The sequence below is a fragment of the Leptospira perdikensis genome (assembly GCF_004769575.1).
GTDB lineage: Bacteria > Spirochaetota > Leptospiria > Leptospirales > Leptospiraceae > Leptospira_A > Leptospira_A perdikensis.
Window position 1 is genome coordinate 84927 of record NZ_RQGA01000017.1, and the last position, 23978, is coordinate 108904.

The 23978-nt window shown below is 38.3% G+C and carries 19 protein-coding genes; 13 read left to right on the forward strand and 6 right to left on the reverse strand.

Annotated features, from left to right (window positions below; all coding sequences use genetic code 11):
* The first annotated feature begins 58 nt into the window (after positions 1–58).
* The 3 genes from EHQ49_RS17125 to EHQ49_RS17135 all read left to right on the forward strand — a co-directional run bounded on the left by EHQ49_RS17125 (position 59) and on the right by EHQ49_RS17135 (position 4725).
* On the forward strand, positions 59–1252 hold the full coding sequence (locus tag EHQ49_RS17125) for a CaiB/BaiF CoA transferase family protein (protein WP_135580956.1): 1194 nt from the start codon (positions 59–61) through the stop codon (positions 1250–1252).
* 75 nt (positions 1253–1327) lie between these two features.
* A complete protein-coding gene (locus EHQ49_RS17130) occupies positions 1328–2419 on the forward strand; it encodes a metallophosphoesterase family protein (RefSeq protein ID WP_135580958.1) in 1092 nt (363 codons plus the stop codon).
* The gene (locus tag EHQ49_RS17135) at positions 2416–4725 is read left to right on the forward strand and encodes an ATP-binding protein (RefSeq protein WP_135580960.1); all 2310 of its coding nucleotides are present in this window, start codon (positions 2416–2418) and stop codon (positions 4723–4725) included. Before EHQ49_RS17130 ends, EHQ49_RS17135 begins: the two co-directional genes overlap by 4 nt.
* On the opposite strand, the gene tpx is transcribed toward EHQ49_RS17135, so the two are convergent.
* Both tpx and EHQ49_RS17145 read right to left on the reverse strand, forming a co-directional pair.
* A complete protein-coding gene (gene tpx / locus EHQ49_RS17140; RefSeq protein ID WP_135580962.1) occupies positions 4709–5224 on the reverse strand; it encodes a thiol peroxidase in 516 nt (171 codons plus the stop codon). The genes EHQ49_RS17135 and tpx overlap by 17 nt on opposite strands.
* A gap of 38 nt (positions 5225–5262) precedes the next feature.
* Positions 5263–6396: an LBF_2804 family protein gene (locus EHQ49_RS17145; protein WP_135580964.1), complete on the reverse strand. Its 1134-nt coding sequence runs from the start codon at positions 6394–6396 to the stop codon at positions 5263–5265.
* A 58-nt stretch (positions 6397–6454) separates the two neighbouring features.
* On the opposite strand from EHQ49_RS17145, the gene EHQ49_RS17150 reads away from it, so the two are divergent.
* Positions 6455–7543, forward strand: a complete 1089-nt coding sequence (locus EHQ49_RS17150; protein WP_135580966.1) for an acyl-CoA desaturase — start codon at positions 6455–6457, stop codon at positions 7541–7543.
* Here the strand turns inward: EHQ49_RS17150 and EHQ49_RS17155 are convergent.
* Complete coding sequence (locus EHQ49_RS17155; RefSeq protein ID WP_135580968.1) at positions 7540–9366, reverse strand: sensor histidine kinase; 1827 nt, start codon at positions 9364–9366, stop codon at positions 7540–7542. The genes EHQ49_RS17150 and EHQ49_RS17155 overlap by 4 nt on opposite strands.
* 48 nt (positions 9367–9414) lie before the next feature.
* On the opposite strand from EHQ49_RS17155, the gene rsgA reads away from it, so the two are divergent.
* The 4 genes from rsgA (at position 9415) to EHQ49_RS17175 (ending at position 16605) form a co-directional block, all read left to right on the forward strand.
* A complete protein-coding gene (gene rsgA, locus EHQ49_RS17160; protein ID WP_135581093.1) occupies positions 9415–10368 on the forward strand; it encodes a ribosome small subunit-dependent GTPase A in 954 nt (317 codons plus the stop codon).
* 65 nt (positions 10369–10433) lie between these two features.
* A complete protein-coding gene (locus EHQ49_RS17165; RefSeq protein ID WP_135580970.1) occupies positions 10434–11405 on the forward strand; it encodes a FecR family protein in 972 nt (323 codons plus the stop codon).
* Positions 11402–13015: an LIC10124 family lipoprotein gene (locus tag EHQ49_RS17170; RefSeq protein WP_135580972.1), complete on the forward strand. Its 1614-nt coding sequence runs from the start codon at positions 11402–11404 to the stop codon at positions 13013–13015. The genes EHQ49_RS17165 and EHQ49_RS17170 overlap by 4 nt, the downstream gene beginning before the upstream one ends.
* Positions 13012–16605: a tetratricopeptide repeat protein gene (locus tag EHQ49_RS17175; protein ID WP_135580974.1), complete on the forward strand. Its 3594-nt coding sequence runs from the start codon at positions 13012–13014 to the stop codon at positions 16603–16605. The genes EHQ49_RS17170 and EHQ49_RS17175 overlap by 4 nt, the downstream gene beginning before the upstream one ends.
* A 118-nt stretch (positions 16606–16723) precedes the next feature.
* Here the strand turns inward: EHQ49_RS17175 and trmB are convergent, their stop codons facing one another.
* Positions 16724–17383 (reverse strand): tRNA (guanine(46)-N(7))-methyltransferase TrmB, encoded by a 660-nt coding sequence (gene trmB, locus EHQ49_RS17180; RefSeq protein WP_135580976.1) that lies wholly within the window; start codon positions 17381–17383, stop codon positions 16724–16726.
* A gap of 48 nt (positions 17384–17431) precedes the next feature.
* Here trmB and EHQ49_RS17185 point away from each other — a divergent pair, with 48 nt between their 5' ends.
* The gene (locus EHQ49_RS17185) at positions 17432–18379 is read left to right on the forward strand and encodes an MBL fold metallo-hydrolase (protein WP_135580978.1); all 948 of its coding nucleotides are present in this window, start codon (positions 17432–17434) and stop codon (positions 18377–18379) included.
* Positions 18380–18457: 78 nt separating this feature from the next.
* On the opposite strand, the gene EHQ49_RS17190 is transcribed toward EHQ49_RS17185, so the two are convergent.
* Together EHQ49_RS17190 and EHQ49_RS17195 are read right to left on the reverse strand one after the other, a co-directional pair.
* The gene (locus EHQ49_RS17190; protein ID WP_135580980.1) at positions 18458–19492 is read right to left on the reverse strand and encodes a hypothetical protein; all 1035 of its coding nucleotides are present in this window, start codon (positions 19490–19492) and stop codon (positions 18458–18460) included.
* A 56-nt stretch (positions 19493–19548) separates the two neighbouring features.
* Positions 19549–19923 carry an LIC_13246 family protein gene (locus tag EHQ49_RS17195; RefSeq protein ID WP_135580982.1) on the reverse strand — a complete coding sequence of 125 codons (375 nt, stop codon included), beginning with the start codon at positions 19921–19923 and terminating at the stop codon, positions 19549–19551.
* A 78-nt stretch (positions 19924–20001) separates the two neighbouring features.
* Between EHQ49_RS17195 and EHQ49_RS17200 the strand changes: the two genes are divergently transcribed.
* From EHQ49_RS17200 to EHQ49_RS17215, 4 genes are all read left to right on the forward strand, one after another.
* Positions 20002–20568, forward strand: a complete 567-nt coding sequence (locus tag EHQ49_RS17200) for a hypothetical protein (RefSeq protein WP_208732245.1) — start codon at positions 20002–20004, stop codon at positions 20566–20568.
* A 46-nt stretch (positions 20569–20614) separates the two neighbouring features.
* Complete coding sequence (locus EHQ49_RS17205; protein WP_135580986.1) at positions 20615–21826, forward strand: NADP-dependent isocitrate dehydrogenase; 1212 nt, start codon at positions 20615–20617, stop codon at positions 21824–21826.
* Between the two features lie 151 nt (positions 21827–21977).
* Entirely contained in the window at positions 21978–22688 is a 711-nt protein-coding gene (locus EHQ49_RS17210; RefSeq protein WP_135580988.1) for an MBT domain-containing protein, read from the forward strand.
* Between the two features lie 4 nt (positions 22689–22692).
* Positions 22693–23943: an adenylate/guanylate cyclase domain-containing protein gene (locus EHQ49_RS17215; protein ID WP_135580990.1), complete on the forward strand. Its 1251-nt coding sequence runs from the start codon at positions 22693–22695 to the stop codon at positions 23941–23943.
* Positions 23944–23978 lie beyond the last annotated feature (35 nt).

The window sequence follows — 23978 nt, forward strand, 5'->3', positions numbered from 1 at the left end:
TACGAGAAAAAATACCCTAAATCAGAAAAAAAATTTCCAGGATATGCAATAAACAACAATGAGCCAAAATCAAAATCAAACGTCCCAAGGACCACTTGCCGGTGTGAAAGTAGTCGACCTTTCTTTACTCCTTCCCGGGCCTCTCTGTTCGCAACACTTAGCTGATATGGGAGCAGAGGTTATCAAAATCGAGAACCCTCGAGCCTACGATGGCTCTAGGGCTATGTTTAAAGGAAAAACTGGATACCCTGCTTTGTATATGATGTTGAATCGGAATAAAAAGGCGATCACACTGAACTTAAAAAGAGAATCAGCAAAAGAAATTCTCTTCAAACTTTTGGAAGATGCTGATATTTTACTCGAAGGTTTTCGTCCTGATGGAATGGATAAGATGGGAATTGGTTATGAAGTCTTAAAAGAAAAATTTCCACGTTTGATTTATTGTGGGATTTCTGGCTATGGAATTTCGGGTAAGTACGTAGACTTTGCTGGACATGATTTGAATTACCTCGCGATCTCGGGAGTCCTTGACCAAACCGGAAATCCTCCAAGACCTGCTGGTTTCCAATTGGCCGATGTGGGAGGCGGAACTCTCACTGCTCTTTCTGCCATCCTTGCCGCTCTCTACTATAGAGAAAAAACAGGTAAAGGACAACGTATCGATATTTCCATGACAGATGCTTCTCTCCAATTTCTTTCGTTATACGGTGGAATTTTGTCAGCTTCTGGAACATCTCCAGAAGCAGGGAATGATATTCTCTCTGGTAAATTACCAAATTATAATGTGTATGAAACCAAAGAAGGTAGGTATGTGGCTCTTGGTGCTTTGGAAGATATGTTCTTTCAAACTTTTTTGCGAGCAGCGGGAATGGAGAATCTTACAAAAGACCATCCAATGAACGAAGAAAATATTCCTCTAATTAAACAAACGTTGACAGAATATTTTAAATCAAAAACTTATTCAGACTTACAACCGTTATTTGATAATACTGATGCATGTTTATCTCCGATTCTCAACATGAAAGAAGTTTCAGAGGATCCGCACATGAAGGACCGGGGAATGGTTCTTGAACGAAACCATCCCAAATATGGGCCAATCCTCCAATTTGGGTCTCCTTTCCACTTTTCCGAGACTCCCTTTGTCTACAGAAATGATCCCCCGGAACATGGGGAACATACAGAGGCGATTTTGGGTGATTTGGGTTACTCCAAGGAAAAAATTGCAGATTTCAAAAAAGACCGGGTAATCTAACCGGGTCTTGCTTTTTTTTCGTGAATTCTTTAATTTGTCCCAGGGGGGAGGTAAACTCTCTCCTAATCATACAATATGAAGTTATTACAAGTCTCCGACCTCCATCTCTCTAAAAGTTCTAAGGACGAAAGAATTTACTCCTTAACGGTTCTGAAAGAAATTTTTGATACCGCAGAACAAACAAAATGCGATCGTATCTTATTCTGTGGTGACCTTTTTAATACCTTTCCTGACCTAGAGGGACTACGTTCTGATTTTTTAAAAGAGGTTTCTTCCTATTCGGGCCTTGTTTATTTTCTTCCTGGAAATCATGAAATTCTTGAAAAAAAAGGAAGTAGCAATCGTTATGCGGATTATGATTGGTCCTCAAAAGTAAAAGTTCTCGATGAAACTCCCTATTCTTTATTTGAAGATTCAGGAATTGAATTTTTAGCCATTCCCCATCAAGAAAATTATTCAGGATTATTACTTTCCCCCCCACCTCCTAAACAAACGAAAGTTAGGATAGGGCTTGCACACGGAACTGTTTCAGGAATGAGTTTTACCGGCCTTCATGAGGAAGAAGAAGAGGGTGGATCGTATTTAGATCCTCATCTGATTCAAAACTTAGGATTGGATTACCTTGCAATTGGACACCTCCACCGAGCACGTATGGGAACTGTTGGGAAATGTGACGTTGGTTATGCGGGGTCTTCTCGTGTTTGGAGAAAAGGAGAATCCGGACCTAGGGGTGGTATTTTCATTCATATCGATGGATCGAATATACAAACAGAACCTGTGTATTGGAAACATGCTGGTGAATACAGAGAAATTCTTGTGTCTCTCGATACAGAAGGAAAACCAGAAGAGAGTATCGAAACTTATTTAAAAGGTACAAATCCCGCGGATTGGGTTGTTTTTCGTTTTGCAGGTTATGTGGACTCGATGACAGAAAAACAAAAATTTCAAGAATCGGTTCTTCGCGAATGGAAATCAAAATTTCGTATTCTAGAATTTGATCCCGACGAATCGCAAATCACAGTCATCCAACATTTGTCCGAAAACGAATTTGTAAAACAGTTCCTAGACAAAATGAATGAACGAAAAGAAAAAATGGATTCTACTCTTTGGAAACATACTAGAGTCGCAGGCATTCGTTTGATTTTGGAAGGAAAGAAAAACCGATGAAATTAAAATTAGAAAACTTCGGTATCTTTTCCAAAAAAGAATTCCCTATCGAAAAAGTGACTGTATTTACAGGTCCCAACGAATCAGGAAAAACAACCATTCTAGACGCTATTGTTTCCGCTCTTGTTAAAGTAGTCGGAAGCACAAAATACGGGGCCCTACTTAATGCCCGATACAAACCAGAGCGAAGTTCTGATTTGGGAATTCCCAAACTTTCGATTTCTCAGAATTTATATTTGAACTCTCTTGTGATCCGCGAAGGGAATATGGATGTCGGTTCCGAAAAGGAATTGGTGAGCACCATCGAACAAACAATATTCGATAGTGGATACAATCCTTCGCAATTAAAAGAACAAGTGGAACAACTTTCTGCCAAATCAGGAACTAGAAAATCTGCCAAAGAATGGAATTTGGCTTTGTCTGGTTTTGAAGCCGCTAAACAAAAGTTTAACGATTCTGAATTTTCCTTACATAAAATTTCTTCACAATTTGCTGACCTACCCATCTGGGAGGCAGAACGTCAAAAATTAAAATTGGATCTCACCTCTACCTTGGCTGAACAATCCAAACAACAAAAGGCATTTGCTGAATGGAAAGAAACCGAAGAACATAGTGAAGCCGATCGTGTGTATAGCCAATTATTACAATGGGAAACTCTCGAAACCCAATCAAAACAAGAAGAAAAATTCCTAAAATCGGACTGGGATCGTAAAGGGAAATTGTTGGATGGAGAAATTCAAACCTTAGAACAAAAATTGACTCTTTCAAAAGAAAGATTACAAAATTTAGATTCGAAATGGGAATCCTCTAAAACTCAAAAAACAATAGCAGAACAAAAATCTAAAAAACTAGAATCCTATTTTGATTTTTTTGAAACATGGAAACAAACACTTCGTAAATTCCAAGAAGAATCTCCTGTGTTACAAAAAATCATTTGGAACCCACTGTACCGAAGTTTGGCGGGGGGATCAGGAGTTTTGGCAATCCTTTCTCTCATCCTTTGTTTATTCTCTGACTTTGGTGTTTGGATTTACTTTATACCTGTTATTTTTTCCTGTTTGTCTTTATATTTTGTATTTCGTGCGAAAGAGATCCAAGTCGAAAGAGACGAACCCAAATGGCAGGAAATGATTCGGCGTATTGCCTCCGAAATGGAAACCAAAACTTTAGGGGAATGGAAACCGGATTCTCTCACCATGGAATCACTTTTGCTTACGTTTCAAAGATTCGATCGGGATTATACCAAACAAAAACTTGAATCGGAAAACATTGCGACATCGATGACGGTTTTGGAGGAAGAAATCACTCGTCTCCGATCGGAAGATAAAAAAATAAATGAAAACCTTTCCGAAAAGGAAAAAGAGTTAACTACTATTTGGCGAGAAGTTGGTGTTAGTTCTTTATCGGAACTTTCGGAATTGTTTGTTCAAATTCGACTGAAACAAGATAAATTAAAAACTTTAATTGAATCTTTGAAAACCGAATCCAAAAAATGGGGTACTGATGATTTAGGAGAATGGAAACTCAAACTCAAAGAAAAACTCAGTGATTGGGACAAAAAGGGAATTTCAAAAACATTTTCCTCTGAGGACCGGGCCACCAAACTAAGATTAGAAAATGGAATTCAAACTCTTACAGATAAAATTCGAGATTTGGAACGAACCATTTTAGACTTAGAAAAAAAATTGGATACGGGTAAGGCAGTTCTAGAATCACAAATGGTTCCTGCACAAAAAGAATGGGAAAATACCAAACGAGATTTAGAAATTAAAGAAAAATGGAAAAACGATTTGGATAGAAACTTCCAAGCTTTGGAAGTTTTGTCAGAAGTGTTTTCTGAGATGCAGGTGGAAAGTACGGACAAAATGTCCTCTCTTGTCAAATCCTTACAAACAAGAATGGATGCTCTAAAAGGATCTCTTCCCTCCAAACAAATCCAATGGAATGGCTTCTCTGATGAAATTCATCTCACCAATGATTCTTCAAAAGAAAGTTTGGTTTATACAAATTTATCTACCGGAACAAAAGAACAAATTTCTTATGTATTACGTTTGGAATATGCTTTTCGGATTGGAAAACAGTTCAATTTGCCCTATCTTTTGTTAGACGAACCGTTTCGGCATATGGACTCAAACAGGAGAGATTCCGCTTTGGCATACACACTCCAGTGTATTGCAAGTGCAGAAGAAGATTGGAAGGTTGTATTCTTTAGTTTTGATGGAGAATTTGTTTCTAAAATCAAAGAATTGGCAGCGGACCAAAATCTCCCCTGCCAAATCCATGAATTAACTAAACGAGTTTCTTAGCTTCTGCAAGAACTGTATCGTAATTGGGTTCACTTCCAATTTCTGGTACAAGTTCGGAATATCTTACAACATCGTCTTTATCGACAACAAAAACTGCACGTGCCGATAGTCCAGCAAGTGGGCCCGCAGCTATATGTGTTCCGTAATTTTTAGAGAATGAAAAATCTTTGAACTGAGATCCAGTAATTAAATTTTCAGAATCAATTCCTTCTGTGGAACAAAATCGTTTCATTGCAAATGGAAGGTCACCAGAAATGATAAGAGTTGTAATACCGTTTTCTTTGGCAGCTTTTTCATTAAACTTTTTTGTTTCAAGAGCACAAACTGCTGTATCTAAACTTGGAACTGCGACGAGAATTTTCACCTTTCCGGCAAGGTCTTTTAATGTTAAATCACCTAAATCTTGTTTTGCGACTCGGAAGTCTGGTGCTTTGTCCCCTGGCTTGGGAATGTTCCCTTCGAGTGGTACGGGGTTTCCTTTGAGTGTTACTTGTGCCATGATTGTCTCCTTTGTGTTTTTAGACCAATTCTAGTCTTTCAATGGCTTGATTCTTCGGGAAGGATTTTTTCCATCCATTGTAAAGATTCTGTCAGTTCCCCTTTCCGAATGACTCCACCTAAAATGCGCACACGGTCGAGAAGCCAGGATGGTGAAATCTCTGTGATTTCTTGAAACGCCTCCAATTCTTCTTTGTTCAAATTTCCATCAAAAGAAGAACAAAGAGCAAAGATTGCAATGGGCCATTTTCTTTCTTCCTTTGTTAGATTTTGGAGGGAACGGACAAACTCAGTCCAGTCGTCTAAATTTGTTAATTTGTCTTTTTCCGGTAAAAGTCCAATCAATCGAAAGAGCAAATATTCAAAGTTAGGATGGAAAGTTTTTGTAAAAACAATGGATAATGCGACTGCTCTTACAGTGGATTCTATAAATATTTCACTACGATTTTTGGATTTGATTTTATGTAACATAGCATCGGATAATTTTCTTGTGATGATCCGTTTGCGAAGTTCGTACAAAATCATATAGGTAGTTAAACTATCCCAAATTCCTGTCACTGGCCCAGATATGTATTCGATCAAAAAACGAAGACCTGTTCTTCCTAAAAATACCTTTAACAATAGTTTTGCGAATATATTGGATAGAAATACTTTGCTTTTATATAAAATGGTGCGAAAAAAAAGTGCTCTTTCGTTTAGATGTTTGTAAGGATCAATTCCATACAAACGAACTCTTGGATCTGGAATCTCCAAAACCAAACGGGCCATCATTCCTGGAATGGGAGTGATGAGTTCTGGTTCTTCGGCAAGTTCTATGTCTGCATACTGTGCCATTCGAAAAGAGAGATAAAAACCCAATCGAAAGAGGAGGTAGAATTCTATGACGGTGGCAAGGATCAGTAGAAATACAAATCCCATAAGGGCAGGGAAAGAGAGTGAATGGAGCGGCCAAAAAGAAAGAGGGGGGAGGTAGGTACAAAGATAAACAAAAACAATGGATGGTAAAAATCCAATTACAAAGGACCAAAAAATACCTGAAAAGATCAAAATCCTTGTATGGTAGGCAAAACTATTGCCAGAGTCTTTCGGTTTACGAGCACGAGAACCGATGCTGATGAGAACCCGGCGTCCCCACTGCTCTAAAAAACCCGGTTTGTAACGTTCTGTACTCATATTTTTTGCAACCGAAATCCTGGTTTGGGACTCAGACTCCATGAAACAGGAATTCTCTATGACGACACAAGCTGAAATCAAAACGAAAGCACCTATGGATTGGGTGACTACGATATTTTTACTCACTTCCCCGCTAGTCGGGATCTTCGGATCTCTTTACTTCTATCTTTATGATACCATTCACTTAGGTACTTGGGCCTTGTTTGTATTTTATTTCTTTGCAACCGGAATGGGAATCACCGTGGGTTACCATAGACTTTTTTCTCATAAGGCTTACGAAGCAAAAGCTCCGATCAAACTCCTATTACTTCTTTTTGGGGCCGCGGCCTTTCAATCGACAGCTCTCGAATGGAGTGAAGACCACCGTATCCACCATAGATTTGTGGATACAGACAAAGATCCTTATTCCATCAAAAAAGGATTTTGGTTTGCTCATATTGGTTGGTTGTTTCGCAAACGTAAGTATGTCCAACAGGGAGTTCAAGATTTGGTGAATGATCCTCTGGTTCTTTGGCAACATAACCATTTTTATTCCATTTCGATCTTTATGTGTTTTTTCCTTCCAGGCCTTATCACTATGTTTTGGGGTTCTTTTTTAGAAGGAATGTTTGTTGCGGGATTTCTTCGACTATTCGTTGTTCACCAGTTTACATTTTTTATCAACAGTGCTTGTCATGTTTGGGGAGAACGAACTTTTTCCAAAGAACAAACTGCTAGAGATAATTGGATCATCGCCTTTTTTACGTTTGGTGAAGGATTTCATAACTTCCATCATGAATTCCAATCAGATTATCGAAATGGTATTCGTTGGTTTGATTATGATCCGTCTAAATGGATGATTAAAGGTCTTTCCTATTTGGGGCTCACGTATAATTTGAAAAAAGTTTCTGAAGAAAAAATCTTACAAAAAACAATGTTTTTGAAAGAAAAAGAAACTCTCCATAAATATGCGAATGTAGGCGAGGAAAAACTCCGTCATTGGGAAGAACAACTTACAAATTTACGTGAATCAGCCTTACAAGAATACCAGAAATGGAAACAGGCAAAACAATCGTCGAATGAAAGCGAAGTTGGAGTATTAAAAAAGAACTTTGAACAAACTAAAGCAAGTTGGGAAAAACTTCTCGGTAGACCACTTTTTTCTTAACCTCGAATTTCCCGGAAGATTTCTTTCGGGATACTCGGAACATCTCCAGGGCCAACTAACGGCAAGTAAATCATAAAAAGAGTACGTCCTGGAGCTGATTCCACTTCAATCCTACCTTTGTGTTTTTCAATAATTCCTTTCACAATGCCAAGACCAAGCCCAGTTCCTTCCCCTTGGTCTTTCGTGGTAAAAAAGGGATCCCAAATTTTATCTTTAATGTCTGAGGGAATTCCTGATCCATTGTCTTCAAAACTAATCATTACATAGTCTTCTCCAATCCTTCTCGAGGAGATGGTCAGTTTTGGATGTTCTATTTTTTTCATCGCATGGATGGCATTGGTGATGAGGTTTGTCCATACTTGGTTGAGTTCGTCAATGTTACAACGAACAGGTGGGATTGTACCATAAAGCCTTTCGATTTCTACTCCATGTTTGATTTGGTTTTGCATGATCACAAGTGTATTTTCCAAACCTTCGTGAAGGTCGGATACAGAGTAGGAAGCTTGTCCCAAATGAGAATAATATTTCAGAGCTTTGACAATCCGTACAATATTACGAATCGCATATTTGATGTTTTTGATATTTCTTTGTAGACTTAAAGTATTCTTTAACATCTCGAAGGTTTCTTTTCCACCCGCTTTCCAAATTCGTATGAGTTCGTCCTGCATATGTAATAGATGGTGGTCGATTAGAAAAGTTGATAGGTCGGAAGCATCGTTTTCCGGAATTCCATCTTGGATGAATCGAAACTTGGTTTCTTTTTTCAATTTGAATTTATCTTTCGGATCGATTTTGGCTGCGGGATCTTCTTTTACAAAACTAAAGAGAATGTCTAAGTAAATCGAACGAAAATCAGGATTTTGAATGAGATGGGTGATCTCTCCTAAATGGGACAATACAAATACCAAATTGGCATCTAAGTTGTCAGCGGAACCATTGATGACTGCTGCGGGAGTGTTGATCTCATGAGCGATCCCTGCAACCATCACCCCAAGTGATGCCATTTTTTCAGACTGAACGAGATGGGCTTGGGTTTCTTCTAATTCTTTGGTTCGTTCTCTTACTTTTGCTTCCAAGGTCTCTGTTAAATTTAACAGCTGTTGGTAAATCATCGAATTGGAAAGAGACATGAGGGAAACAGACAGGATTTCTAAAATGATTTCGATTTCTTCTATATCGTAAATTTTCCCTTCTTTATGTTTCCCGAGAAGGATAAATCCCACAAGGCTAGATTTGATCGAAAGAGTTGCGACTAACTCTGATTTGGTTTCTGTAAAAAAAACTAATGCTTGTTTGGCTATTTTTTCATGACTTGTTGAAGCAAACTGAATGAAGTTTTCTTTGATATGGATTCCTTCTCGTTCGGATAACCATAACAAAAAGGGATTGAAGACCGGAAGGGAAGGTAGTTCCGAAAACTTCTTTTTTTGTGATTCTAAAAAGGGTCTAGGACGAAATTGTCCCTCTTTTTCGTCCCAAGTATACACTTGTACAAATTCTGCTGGGATTTTCGATGCAAGGAACTGGCTAATGGTTTCGCTAATTTGGTCTGGGTCATTGAAGGAAATCAGTTCTTCTTTGAATTTTTCCAATGCAAATAGATTTTGGACGAGTTCATCTCTTTTTTTCGGTTTTTCAGTTGGTGTCGATTTTGATTTTTTACTTAAAAAATACAAAAGAGAAAGGGTCAAAAAACCAAAGGCAAATGCTGGAACGGAGAAGTTTTTTGTCGAATCGACAGTATTTAAGGCATAAGCAAAGACAAACCAGCCAAAAGAAGAAAGGATTATGATTCCGAATGGAAAGAAAACTTGTTTTTGCATGTCATCTATGTAGAATGTACGAACTAGATTATTTTGGTACAATTCGACTTGGGTAAAGAACTATTTACAATCGCGCGCATCTTCGGAGCTTATTATGAAATTTATTCAGAAGGGACCACGTACGCGCGTGCTGTTCTTAAGGGCAAACTTAGGTTAAAGGATTCAGGGGAACGCCATCCTTTTGTTGTCGGAGATATGGTCCTTGCAGAAAAATCTTCTGGCGAAGAGTGGGTCATTTCAGAAAGAATGGAGCGGAAGAATTACCTGACTCGAAAGAGTGATAGGGGCGACAGTCATGTGTTATGTGCTAACTTAGATCAAGTGGCCATCCTTGCCTCCTGTAAGGATCCAGAAACCAAACCAGGATTTATTGACAGGTTACTTGCCGCATCTTACCAAACAGAAATCCCTCCCCTCATTATTTTTACCAAAAAAGACCTAATCACTGAGGAAGAAATTGAAGAACGCGAAGTATATTATCGTGAGTTAGGTTATGAAGTGATGGCTGTCTCTCTTCTTTCGGAAGAATCCATCCAACCTTTGTGGGAAAAAATCCAAGGGAAACGAACCTTCCTTTGTGGAAATTCGGGGGTGGGGAAGTCCACCCTCATGAATCATCTCCATAAAAAGACTGTGCAAAGGACAAACCTAATCAGCGACTCCACTAAAAAAGGAAAACATACGACCACGAATTCTTTCGCCCTTTTTTTGGAAGAAAACACGGTTCTTATCGACTCACCGGGAGTCAAAGAATGGGGCATCCTACACCTGACACCTGTTGAGCTTTGGGAAAGTTTTCCCGAATTACGAAAGATTAAAGAAACATGTCAGGAAATTTATTGCTGTGAACTGGGTTCTGAGTGTCCAATGCGAAAACACGTGAACGAATCCATGGATGAAACCAGAAAAAAAAGCTTAGAATCCATGATCGAGAGCCTAGAAAACCCATACCGAGTGACGAGAAGGGACCATTGGACAAAAGCTGTCACAAAAAGGTATTAGGGAAAAGAGTTGCCAAGCACTCAGTTGTTATCTATTCTTAGAATGTTATTTCCGGAGGAAGGAATATGAAACGTGTAATGATCAATCGATTGTCGGCATTAGGATTTGTGGCGATTTTTGCCATACTTTTTACTGCTTGCCAAAAAGATTCTAAGGAATCTGTAACATCTGTTACAGAAAAATCTAAGCAAGAAAGTAACGTTGTAGTTGCCTTTGTAAAAGGTGATGTAGTCGTAATCCGCGAGAGTGGACAAGTGAAACCAAACTTAGGTGATGTTTTAACTTCTAAAGATACCATCGTCACTGGACAAAACGGTTCTGTAGAAATCCTTGTGGGTGAGGACGGAGTACTTAAGTTAAACAAAAATACTTCACTTAGTGTAAGCCAAGCGTTTGCTGCAAACGACGGTTCACGCGAAACAGAAGTTAACATGCAATACGGAAAATTAGTGACCGTTCTTCGCAAAGAAAGAAAAACAGAATCTTTCAGTGTAGTGACTCCTACTTCCATTGCGGGTGTTCGCGGAACCATCTTCCTAACCAATGTTGAAAATCCTTCGGCAAAAGGTGGGAACGTAGCTTGTGGTTCAGGAAACTGTGTAGTTAAGTATACAGTTCTTGACGGAGCAGTTGCAATTCGCAAATCAAACTCAGAAAACGAAATCGTTGTCGACAAACAGAAAACAGCTGAAGTTGGAAACGAAACAAAAATTTCTGATAAAATGATCAAACCAATGGACAAACAGTCGTTAACAGAAATGAAAGAAATGTTAGCTTTTGAAAACACTAAGATGTTACAGTTTGAATCCCTTGCGAATGAACTTCGAACTAACAACGAAGAACTTCAAAAGTTGAACATTGGATCTTCTGTAGAAGAATTGGAAAAAGCAGCAAAATCACGTGAGATTACTAAATCAAAATCTGATGAAGTGATCACAACTGCTAAGTCTATCGAAGATTCTAAATACATCAAAAAAGATGTTCAAAAAGATTCCTTAAAATTAGCACCTAAAGAGAGTTTTGATAAGACGAAATGAGATATGTTTATTTACCGGTCCTTTGTTTTTTAGTCGGTTATTGTTCTTCGGTCACAAAGATCGAAACACTGAATCGAAGTTTTACAAAACCTAAGTTCATCACACCTCTTCCGGGTGAGTCGGAACCCCTTCCTTCGGGTAGAGATTACAAAGAACGACTGGTAAATAAATCAACTCCACATTTTTCCCTCCTCTGGAAACAGGTTCCAGAGGAGTTCTCAAAATCAGATTTATTGTTATTAGAAGAGAAAATTCTTTTCCCTCACAGCAAACTTGGGTTATATAAAAAAGCCCCGAAAAATCCAGACCCTAAATTTTCTGAAACCTCCGACTTGGACTTGTTATTGGAATTGTCCCTCACTAAAAATGTAGAAAGACTTTCTGTTGAGGTACAATACAAAGATCCTGTTTTGTCACAAAACTATGGAAAGGCGGTTTTTGTTTACCAAGAGGAAAAAGAACCTGTTGTTAAATCAGTAAAATCCTTTGATGTTTTTCATGGCAAAAGACAACTCCAACCAATCACTGGAACGGTTCCGTCTTACTTCGCTGAAGTTTCCACACCTTCTGACGATGAACTTCGCTCTTATTTTACTTCTTCTTTAAGAGGAAATGTTTCTGTATTTTCCACTTCTCCGGGAACTACGATTTATTTGGATGGTGTGGAAGTGGGAAAGGCACCTTTACTTTCTTACCAACTCATCAACGGCAAACATGCCCTCTCTTTTGCAAAACCAGGCAAAGATCCTGTAAAAAGAAATATTTTGATTCGGGCAGGGAAAACCACTCGTGTGTTCCAGGAATGGAGCGATGATATTTCCCAAGGAACCATTGTCATTTCCAGTTTCCCTCCAGGCCTCGACATTGTAGTGGATGGTCAAAAAAAGGGAAAAACACAATACGCGGAATCGGGTGTTCCTTACGGAAGTTATCCGATCCAATTCATTCGTACACAAAGAGATTCTAATTTTGAATATGCTAAGGCTGGAATTAAAATTAGACCCAAACAAATTACATCCATCGCCTTACCCATCTCTTTAGAAGATGGAGTGGGTTGGGAGTCGGAAGAGTTTTGGAACCTAACCTCAGCCTCTCCTAATTTTTCAGCTACATTTCCTGGCAAACTGACCTTTGCAAAAAACAAAGAACTTCCTACTGGTTGGTATGGAGTATATTCCGAAGATCTAATTCCTGATTATCTGGAAGCCGAACTTGTGTTAGATCTGGTTAAGGATTTGAATGGTGCTCTTGGTTTGTCTTTTACCGACCACAATCAAAATACAATTTTGGTTTATGTAGACAAAACAGATTTCCATATCATTAAATTTTCTTCCGAAGAGAAGGAAGCTCCTGTTCGTTCTTCTTATCGTTGGGACAAAGAGGATGAACTCAAAGGGCGCACTGTAAAACTTTCGACTGATATCGAAAAGAAAATGGTTCGATTGTCCTTAGGAAATAAAACTGTAGAAGAACTTCCTTGGAATTTTGAAACTTTTTGGAATATAGGTGTTTTAACTCCGCATAACGCTCCTATTACGGGCACACCTCTTCGTGGTGTAAAAATACGATATCCTGATATGGTTAAGTTTGAGGAAAGGCTCCAAAAATGAGACAACTTAGTTTTTTAATCTTTACCTTCGTTCTATTTGTTGGTTGTCAGTCTCGGGATTTCAAACCTGTTACTGTAAAAGATCCGGTAGTAGAAAAATCCGATGTTTCGGATCGCCAAAAAATTGAAGAAGCAAGGGCACTTGTAGCAGAAGGAAGTAACGAATTTCAAAAAGGAAATATGGATTCTGCTTTGGAAAAAGCAAAATCTTCCATCCAAACTTTTGAACTCATTGATGGTTATTCCCTTCTTGGTTCTTCCTACTACCAATTAGGTGAATATGAAAATGCAAAACTTGCTTATGAAAAAGGCAAAAACATAGATCCTAAAAATGAAAAGTTACTCATTGGACTTGGAACTGTTCAATCCACTTTGGGAGAAAACGAAGAAGCTCTTTCTACATACCAAACTTTAAGCCAACTCAAACCAGAAGAAACTATTTATACATACAAAACAGGTATCCTTTTAAAAAACCTAGGTCGTTACCAAGAGAGTCTTGTGGTTTTAAAATCTTTGGAATCAAAACCTGAGTTCCCTTACCCAATCGAACTTTTAAACCAACTAGGTGATATCTGTTTAGAACTAAAAAGATACGAGGAAGCAGAAGCTTACTTTGCAAAGGCGGAAAAACTCAATCCTGAATTGAAAACTGCGAAAGATGCCAAACTCTCTACTAAAATTGCCTCTCTCATCCAACGCGGTAATGATTTCCTGAATAAAAAAAATTATACAGAAGCCACATCTGAGTTCAAAAAAGCCACTGACCTACAACCACAAAATGGGTCTTTATGGTCTTTTCTTGGAAATGCACAGTTACTAAACGGCAAACTCAAAGAAAGTGAAGAGAGTTTTAAAAAATCCATTTCACTCGCTGATACAAACCCCAGTGGTTATGTTGGATTGTGTAATGTATACATCCAAAATCATAATTATTCGGACTGTTTAAAAACGTCCAAACAAGCTGGTGGAAAAATTCCTAAAAACGCAGAGATCCGCAACAAACAAGGGATATGTGAATGGAAATGGGGGGAAACTAAAAAAGCCACTCTTAGTTTCCAAGATGCTTCTTCTTGGGACCCAAACTTTTTTGAACCTAAACTAAACTTAGCTTATGTGTTAATTGATTCAGGTCGTTTTGATGAAGCTTTGGATGTATTAAAAAAAGCAGAGTCTCATCCCAAGGCTAAAAAAGAAGACATTCGAAAGGCAAAAGTTTTAGCAGAATCACAAAAATACATCGCAGATGGGGATACCTTCCTCCGCCAAGGGAAACGAAAACAAGCCTTCGATGAATATGGAAAGGCTATGGGTGTGAATCCAGAAAATCCTGCGGTTCAAAATGCATTTGGTCGTGGTTACTTTGCGTTTGGAGAATATAAAAAATCAGAAAGTTCATTTCTAGAAGCTTACCGAATGGATTCTGCTAATCCAGGCGCCTTGCAAGGGTTAGCTCGTGTTTATGCTAAAACTGGAGAAACCAAAAAGGAAAAAGAATACATCAAAAAACTAGAGATTCTTTCGGCTACAGATCCTTTTAGTGCCATCACATTAGGTCGGATTGCCGAGGACGCTAGCAAATGGGACGAAGCGGAATCCATTTATATGGGACTGAAGAAAAAATTCCCAAACAACGATGCGATTGATTACCGATTGGGAAGTTTGTATTACAAACGTGCTGTAGAAGAAAACTCGAAAGAAAACTATACACGTGCGAATGAGTTCATTCAAAAGTCAAAAAAGTATACGAAAGACATTCCTGAACTCATTGAAACAGAAAAGACTGTAGCAGAGAACTCTCGTTTTGCGGAGATTTTACCTTTCGTTAAGGAAGGAAACTCTCTATTCAATCGTAAAAAATACATTGAAGCTGTTTCTCCTTACCAAAAAGCTTATGACAAGGTTCCGAAAGCATCACTTCTTGTAAAAATTGCGGAATGTTATATTGAAAAAGGTGAGGAAGAAAAAGGCCTTTCCATTTTGGAAAATGCTGTCCGTACCAATAAAGAAAATGCGATTTCTTTTAAGGAAGGGATTTACTCCTTTTATTACAAAAAAGGTGAGTTGAAAAGAGCTGAAGACGGATTTTACGATATCTTAAGAGAAAAACCAGATTCTTATTACGCATATTATATGTTGGGTCTTGTGACCATGAAACGTAAAAATTACGAAGCGGCCATTGGTGACTTTGATCGTTCTATTTTAGTAAATCCAAATTTTGCGCCGAGTAACGTAGCCAAAGGTTTGGCATTGTATAAGTTAAACCAAATGGATGCAGCCAAACGAGAGTTTGAAAAGGCAAGAGTGAAAGATTCTGAGTTTGGACTTTCTTCGTATAACTTAGCGATTGCTTATTTCAATGAAGACCTTACAAAAGAATCTAAATCCATTTTAGAATCCATTCGTAAAACGGATCCTGATTTTATGGATGGAGAAATCCAATTAGCTTACATTTATTTCAAAGAAAACAAATTGGAAGAAGCAGAGAAGATCATTGATCGTGTTCTAAAGGAAGAACCGTCTGCGGAAGCATTGTTTGCACAGTTCCGAATTTTAGATGCGAAACAAAAACAATCACCATCAGATAAGGTCAAAACAAAACGGAACCAAGTAAAAGAGAAAATTTTACGTGAATACGGAGAAACTAAATTCGCAAGGTTACTCCCTTCGGATGCTTTGGATGATGAACCACTCCATGTAACAGATCTAAATTTATCTGGAACTCCCGTTTCTACGCCAATTGTGTATCCTAATAGGATCATCGTCAATTATGGAACGGCTCTTGTTGGATATGATCGGATCACTAAAGAACTGGTTTGGAAACAATACACCTCCACTCCTTACCAACTTTTAGTTGCTGGGAAAGAATTAGTGGGAGTTTCCAATGATACAGCGACAAAAATCTATCCTGAATCGGGAAAGGTAAGTTTCAAAAAACAAATCCTTGTTGGTTGGAAGGTCAAACAAGGTACTGCCGAAGGGAATGGATTTTTACTTCTTTTGGAAAAAGAAAAAGGAAACGATCGTAAAATTGTAAGAACAAATCCCAACTTAGAAATTGAAGAAGAATGGAACGGAAACGATTTTTTAAGTTTTTCTCATACGTCAGAAGGCAAACTCTTCGTTCTTCGTGATTTAAAGAAAGAATTCCAAATCCAAGTTTTTACCATTGGTGTTAGTTCAGAAAAAGATAAGAAGGTATCGGCTCCAGTTGCAAAGAAAGATACAAAGGAATCTGCACAAATCTTAGGATGTCTGGAAGATACTTGTTTGATCCAATTGGGGAATCAAATGTATCAGGGAACGGAAAAAGCAAAACTTTATTCTCTTGGTAATACTGAGTCTATTCGTTCCGTTGTAAAAAATCCTGAGTCTTTACTAATCAACACTGAAAATACCGCTTATCTTTGGAAAGGTGGCTCTAAGTGGAAGGATTCCTATACCATTCAGGGAGATTTTTATTATCCTTTGGACGGGCTTGTGGTAGAAGGTAGAGCAAAAGAATTACTCCTCATCAAAGGGAGTGACAAAACTTCTGTTCCTTGGAAAGGCGATCGTGATGGCCTTCGTATCAGTACGGTGACTGTAGACTAATCATTAATTAGAATTTCAGAGGAACGGAATACAAAGTCTTTTCTCAAGTAAGGAACTTCGGATCTTACTTGAGATGGTTTTGATCTGGTAAAAAGAATAAATGTTCAAAGTTAGAATTTTATCTAACTTTGGTTCGGTTTAGGTAATAAATCCGTTTCCCTTCATTTCTTTTTTCTGTCTCGAAAAAGGATACTGGGAAACCGGGTCTTTCGAATTCATATTCTTTTTCTTCCCAAACAAATTTAGGAAATTTTCGGAATAAGGAAATGGTTCGTCTCGCATACGGACCGTAATCGGTCGCAAATAACAACTTACCGCCAGGTTTTAACAAATCATAAATTTGTTCGAGCATGTGGCTTTGCATGAGTCTGTTTTTGCGGTGTTTTTTCTTTGGCCAAGGGTCTGGGAAGTTGATGATAATTGTGTCAAAAATTTCTTTCTCTAATAATTCATCGAAAAACCACTGGAAGTTAACGGTCATATAGCGAATATTCTCTAGACCTAGCGTTTTTCGTTGTTTTTCGGTGTGTATGATTCGGTTTACCTTCTTTTCCATCAATAGGTAACCTGTTTGGTGGTCTTTTGTTGCCAATTCGATAGCAACTTCGCCCCATCCTGATCCAAGTTCTAAAACAAAGTTTTGGATCTCTTCCGGGAAAGATTTTTTTAGGTCGATTTTTTTTCCCCGGTCTTTAGGTTGCAGGAGAAAGTCTGATTGATAGGAAGTTTTGGTAGTAAACTTCCAAAGTTTTTCTTGGATTTCCGGGTTAACTAACAAATGCATTCCTTCCGATGATGTATTGTCAGGATTTTAAAAAGGAACTAGATGAAAATAACTCTTTTTGGTGTTAGAGGCTCACTTCCCACCCCGATCTCTAAACCGGAACAACGGGAAAAAACTTTAAAGATTCTCCAAATGGCCAAAGAAGAGTGGAAAAAGGATCCCGACGGATTCTCGGAAGAAGAATTTTTAAACCACTTACCTATCCCACTTTCCCAAGATTTGGGAGGAAACACCACCTGTGTATTTATTGAAGGGGATGGCGGTGAAAAAGTCATTTTAGATATGGGGACAGGCCTTCGGGTTCTGGGGAACCAACTAGCACCACAGGCTTTTAGCGGAGAAGATATGGACATTCATATCCTTGTCTCTCATACTCACTGGGATCATATCCAAGGCTGGCCTTTTTTTAAACCTGGTTATTCACCATCTTGTAATATTCATTTTTACTCATGTATTGAAAATTTAGAGGAAAGATTGGTGCGCCAACAACATCCGGAAAATTTTCCCGTGACTTTGCAACAGATGGCATCCAAAAAACACTTTCATCTTTGGAAAGAATTCGAATCATATATGTTAGGCGGATTAAAGATCATTCCTTTTGGTCTACGCCATCCCGGATCTTGTACAGGATATCGGATTCGAGAAGGAAATAAAATTTTCCTTTTTTGTACGGATGTTGAATACCGTGAAGAAGACCGAGAACATCTAATCAAAATGAAACCTCAAATTGCTGGTGCGGATCTTATTATTATTGATGCACAATATAGCACTGCTGAGGCGGAAAAAAAACTGGGTTGGGGCCACACGGCTGTGAGTAAAGCAGTAGAGTTTGCAGAAATGATGGAGATTCGTTCTGTTGTTCTCACTCACCATGAACCAGATCATACAGATCACGAAGTGGCTCGTATTATTTTAGATGAAGCTCGGCTATTAAAACCCGGTGGAATGCAAGTTCATATTGCTCACGAAGGCCAGAAGTTTATTCTTTAAATAATCAATTTGTTTTTATTTAATTAGGATTGAGTTTGATTATGAGTCATGTATCCAACTTCTTAATCCAATCATCCTTCATTCATTGATTAGATAATTGGAATGGTATCCTTTTGCTGTGCCCGACCAATCTGGACAATCTAATTTTAGATCTGCATCCCAATGGATTTGGTAGGGTTTGGCAAAGAAAAGTTGGATAAAGAATCTTAAAAATGAGGAGATGTTTTCTAAAGCACTCATTGTGGCAATAGAGCGAGTTCGTTTGACAAGTAAGGAACAGGTCCCTTCATTAAAATACAAAATCTCAGTTTTTGGAATCGTATAACCAGAAGTAGGTTCTTTTTCCCAATCCAAAACTTCTGCTTTTTCCACTGTTCCTTCCAGAACTAAGTGACCCGTTTTATCGAGCACAGCGACTCGACGAAAAAAAGCACCTGGAAAATTAGCATTCCCAACAAAACCACCCGTAAAAATTCTATGTCCGTCCTTAGTAATGGATCTTACTAATTCCCATTTTTTGGAAAACTGATACACCGCTTCGTTTGACAGAATATGTTCCAAGCCACCAACACCTTTGATTTCTTCGATTGTTTCTTTGTATCGAATCGTACCTGTTACTTGAGAGAAGGAAAAAGGAATGTCTGCTTGGACAAACTTTCCTTCCTCTTTTAGTGGATATCTTCCTTTGGAAATCGGAACAGATCCTCGTCTTGGTTTGTAATCTAAATTAATTTCCCAATCACCATAGTTCATATGGATAGAATAAATTCCATTTTTGTATTCCATCCAATTTTCTCCGCTCTTTTGGTAAAACTGACCTTTCCTAAATTCATACTCGTCGGCATCGAATTCGCGTGTGGAATAAAATACTGGTTGGTCTTTTGGTTTTAAGAGTAACGATATACCATTGTTATGTGATCCTGGTCCAAAATTACTTACAAGAAATGTGGCGAATAAATTATATTTTTCATTACGAAAGGTGAAGTTCCAAGCCTGGAGATAACCTTCATCAGGGAAATGTTGGGTTTTAAAATCTTGTCCAAGTAGGATTTCTGTTGAGAGGAGGGCAAACAAAAGAAAGAACCAAATCAGTCGAAAGAATTGCCGAAACACCGGCAAATCCTAACGGGTGATTGGAAAAGAATCAAGATTTTTCTTGGGGATTTCCTTTAAATCGAAATGGTGCTGGGAAGAGAGAGGGCAAACAAATCTCCCAGACAAATGAGCGAAAAGACGGGATGTTCAGTATTGCCAATTTGTTTTAAACGTTCCCTCTCTTCTGCAATTCCATCAATATGAATCCAGCTTTCGATTTGTTCTTCGGGTAGGATGCGGCAAGCCACCTGGTATTCGAACGATCCGATTTGTGAGAAAAAAATTTGAACCGATTCAGGGGGTGAGTCTGCTAAAGTGCGCCGAAAGGCAAATTGTTTGGACTTGGTTTCACCCCGCATTTCATAGTAGTGGTTCAGAATTCTTAAGATATGTAAGAATTCTTCTTTTTTTGTCATAAGCTCGCGCCAAGGAACTTCGGTTTCTTTCATGCCAATGAGGGTCGGAGCAGATTGAGTTTGGTTCTTAAAAAAGGATTCTCACTTGAAAAATACTTTCCCCTATCCAGGATGAACGAAACGGGCATGGTAACGGAGATATTAGAAATATTCTGGAAAGAGAAACTCCGGTTCGCCCAATACTGTTTTGATGAATTGGCTTTGTTGGATGCCAAGACCTTTGCTGATAAGAGAGCAGGCGGGAAATCTCCTGAATGGACTCTTGGCCAGATGATTTCTTACGATCGCAATTTTAGTTTTTTCCTCCCCCTTTCATTACGAATCAGCGGATTTTTCTTTTTTACTGCTTTCAAAGATCAAGACATAGAAAGAGACATAGAAGCCATCAGAGATCGGTACAGACCACCTGCTTTTCCATCCCATTTTTGGGAAATCCAGATCACAAAAGCTGCCGACCTCAAAATCAAAGCAGCAGATCCAGTGGTGAAAGAACACTGTGAATTTTGGAAAGAGGTTCTTGAGAAATTGGAATCAAAACTTTCCGGGATTTCCGATCGTGATGCCTATAGAAAAAGATATACATCCCTTACGGGAATTCATACCATTTCAGGAGCGATCAATAATTCTACGGAGTTTTGTCACTATCTTTGGAATTTGTATATGGCAAATTCAATGTAACTGTAATTCAAACGAATCAAAAATTTACCGAGTTTAGGAGAAATCAATGGGAAAAATTAAAGTAAAAACACCGCTTGTTGAGTTAGACGGCGATGAAATGACAAGAATTATCTGGAAAGAAATTAAAGATCGTTTCATCCACCCTTATTTAGACATCACTTTGGAGTACTATGACTTAGGTGTTGAATACCGTGACAAAACAGATGACCAAGTCACTGTAGATTCTGCTAACGCGATCAAAAAACATGGTGTAGGTGTTAAATGTGCAACCATCACTCCAAACGCTGACCGAGTTAAAGAATATAACTTAAAACAAGAATGGAAATCACCTAACGGAACCATTCGTGCCATCCTTGATGGAACTGTTTTCCGTAAACCAATCATTATCAAAAACATCCCAGCAGCGGTAAACTCTTGGAAAAAACCAATCGCAATTGGAAGACATGCTTACGGTGATATCTACCGTGACGTGGAAATCCTTGTTGATGGCCCTGGAAAAGTAGAACTCGTTTATACAGATGCTTCTGGAAAAGAAAAACAAAGACTACTTGTAAACGATTTTAAAGGTTCAGGTGTTGCTCTTGCGATGCACAACTTAGATGAGTCCATCAAGTCATTTGCAAAGGCATGTTTTACTTACGCATTGTCTGAAAAAATCAGCATCTGGTTTGCAACGAAAGATACTATTTCTAAAAAATACCATGCTCGTTTCCGTGATATTTTTGATAACATGGCAAAAGAACAAGAAGCTGCTATGAAAGCTGCTGGTATTACTTATAGTTACTACCTCATTGATGATGCAGTTGCACAAATCATGAAAAACGAAGGTGGACAACTTTGGGCGATGATGAACTACGACGGTGACGTTATGAGTGATATGGTTGCTTCTGGTTTTGGTTCCCTTGGTCTTATGACTTCTGTTCTTGTATCTCCAGACGGAAAATACGAATACGAAGCAGCGCACGGAACAGTAACTCGCCACTACCGTAAATACCAAAAAGGAGAAACCACTTCTACAAACTCTGTGGCTTCTATTTTTGCTTGGACGGGAGCTCTTGCGAAACGTGGGGAACTTGATGGAACTCCAGAACTCGTAAACTTTGCACTTAAATTGGAAGAAGCAATCATTGAAACCATCGAAGGTGGTGAGATGACAAAAGACTTACTTTCTCTTTCTACAGCAGCTACCAAAAAAGAATTGGATACTTTCCAATTTATGGAAGCTGTACAAAAACGATTGGATTCTAAACTTAAATAAGTTTGGTTTCCTACACCCTGTCGTTTGGCAGGGTGTATCGTTGTTTTTCTAACCTCTCCTCACCTATCACTTCCTATCCCTCTTATAAAATATTTCCTTGCAATTGCTAATAAACTTCATACATTCAATTTCCGTTATAAAGGAGATTGCCATGAAACAATGTTTTTACATTTTTTGTTCTCTGTTTTTAATATTTAATTCTCTTTTCGCAGATCCAATCTCCCCCAAAAAAGGCGACAGAGTGGAAGTATATGATGCAAAAGAGGGGAAGTCATTTTCAGGAATGGTGATCAAAATAGAAAAGGAAGGGTTCCTAATTCATTATGATGGTTATGCAGATAGTTATGACGAAATTGTCGCGCTTGATCGGATCAAACCTATGTCAGAAATTCCTGGTGTTTCTTTTATCAAATCGGAGAAGGGTAAGTCTGTCACTGTAATTGGTAATTTAAAAACAGGCGCTATTATGGAAGATTTAGAATGGGCAGAGTCAAGTTCTATGGCATGTTGGCCCGGGATTCGCAATGTAGAGTTTGAAGGGAATCAAATTTACTACTGGACTGACCTTCCCAAAAAATCCACTCTTATCGTTACAGTGAAACCTAAGAATAGTAAAACACGTGTTAATTTATATGCATTTAGTGGTTTTGATCCGAAATACATTCCTCCCAAAGTATATGGAGCCGTCAGTTGCGAAGCCTCACACCCTACTTGGATTGGCTCTCCTGATTTTTCGAAACCGGCAGAACCGCAATCCATCGAACTTCGTGCAGTTGGTAATCCTTATCGCGTTTTTATTGGAGTGAGCGGGGCAAAAAATATAACTGAAGGTGACTTTGAGTTAACGTTAGAAGTCAAATAGGATAATGATCGCTGAATTTATAGAGTGGTATTCGAATGAATCGGCTGAAATTAAGTCTTCAGCAGAATTATTCGATAAATGTATTGGTTATTTACAGAAGTTAGATTATCAGATTGTACGAGTTAATATGGGAACACGTACAATGCACCCTCAGGTAGAGTCATTATCGTATACTTGGGTTCCTAAAGGAAAATTAGAATATTTTGATGATACCACAAATCCACTCTTAATTTCAAAAACTACAATAGAATCTGAAAATGGATTTCTTAGAGAAGTTCGTTTTCGGTTGGGTTCGTTACAAACCTCTCAGTTTACGGTAAGCCCTGTTCAATATGTAATGTCTACCAAAAAGACGTATTACTTTGGTTTTGCAGATCATACGGGGGATAAGTATCCTTATCCCATTCTGGAAGATTTAGCTCCTTTGGGAGCAACCGGTTATTTTGCTGTACCCATTTTCCAAAAAGGAGCTGGTTTTGCTTTCCTCAGCTTAGTTACGGACAAACCAAATGGTTGGTCGCAAGACGAACTTAATTTTTTACACCTAGTTCTTAAAATCATTTCATTGCAATGGATGAATTTTATTCAAAATGAATTAACTGAATCTCTTCTTAGTATTTATCTAGGAAAAAGAACCGGGTCTACTGTGTATTCTGGTAAAATTTATCTAGGTGAACTAGACAATATCAAATCGGTGATTTGGTTTTCTGACATTCGTAATTACTCAGGAATGAGTGAAAAGTTATCTCCACCAGAAATTATACAGTTGTTAAATGATTATTTCGGGCTTGCGATCCCACTTATCGAATCTCATGGGGGAGAGGTTTTAAAACTACTAGGCGATGGAATTTTAGCAGTTTTCCCTTATTCCGAATCCAATAAAATTTTTGTTGGGAAAAAAGTACTTCTCGCTGTTAGAAAGTTAGGTGAAGGTTTGTTTTTGCATAATCAAACTAGAGAATTAGAAAAAAAACTACCAATCCATCATGGAGTTGGTTTACATGCAGGTGAAATCCTTTATGGGAACATAGGTTCTTCTGAACGATTGGATTTTACAGTGATAGGCGAAGCTGTCAACATGACGAGTCGGATTGCGGGTATGTGTGGGGAATTAGGAAAAGCCGTTTTGGCATCTGAGGATTTGGCAAACCAAATTCCCATTCGTTGGGAAGAACTCGGAGAACACAAACTCAAAGGAATTAGTTCTCCAAAGAAGATATTTGCAATTTCAGAACGAACGAAACGGAAATGGTAAGATGGGTTGCTGATCGGATTTACGATCGTTCTGAT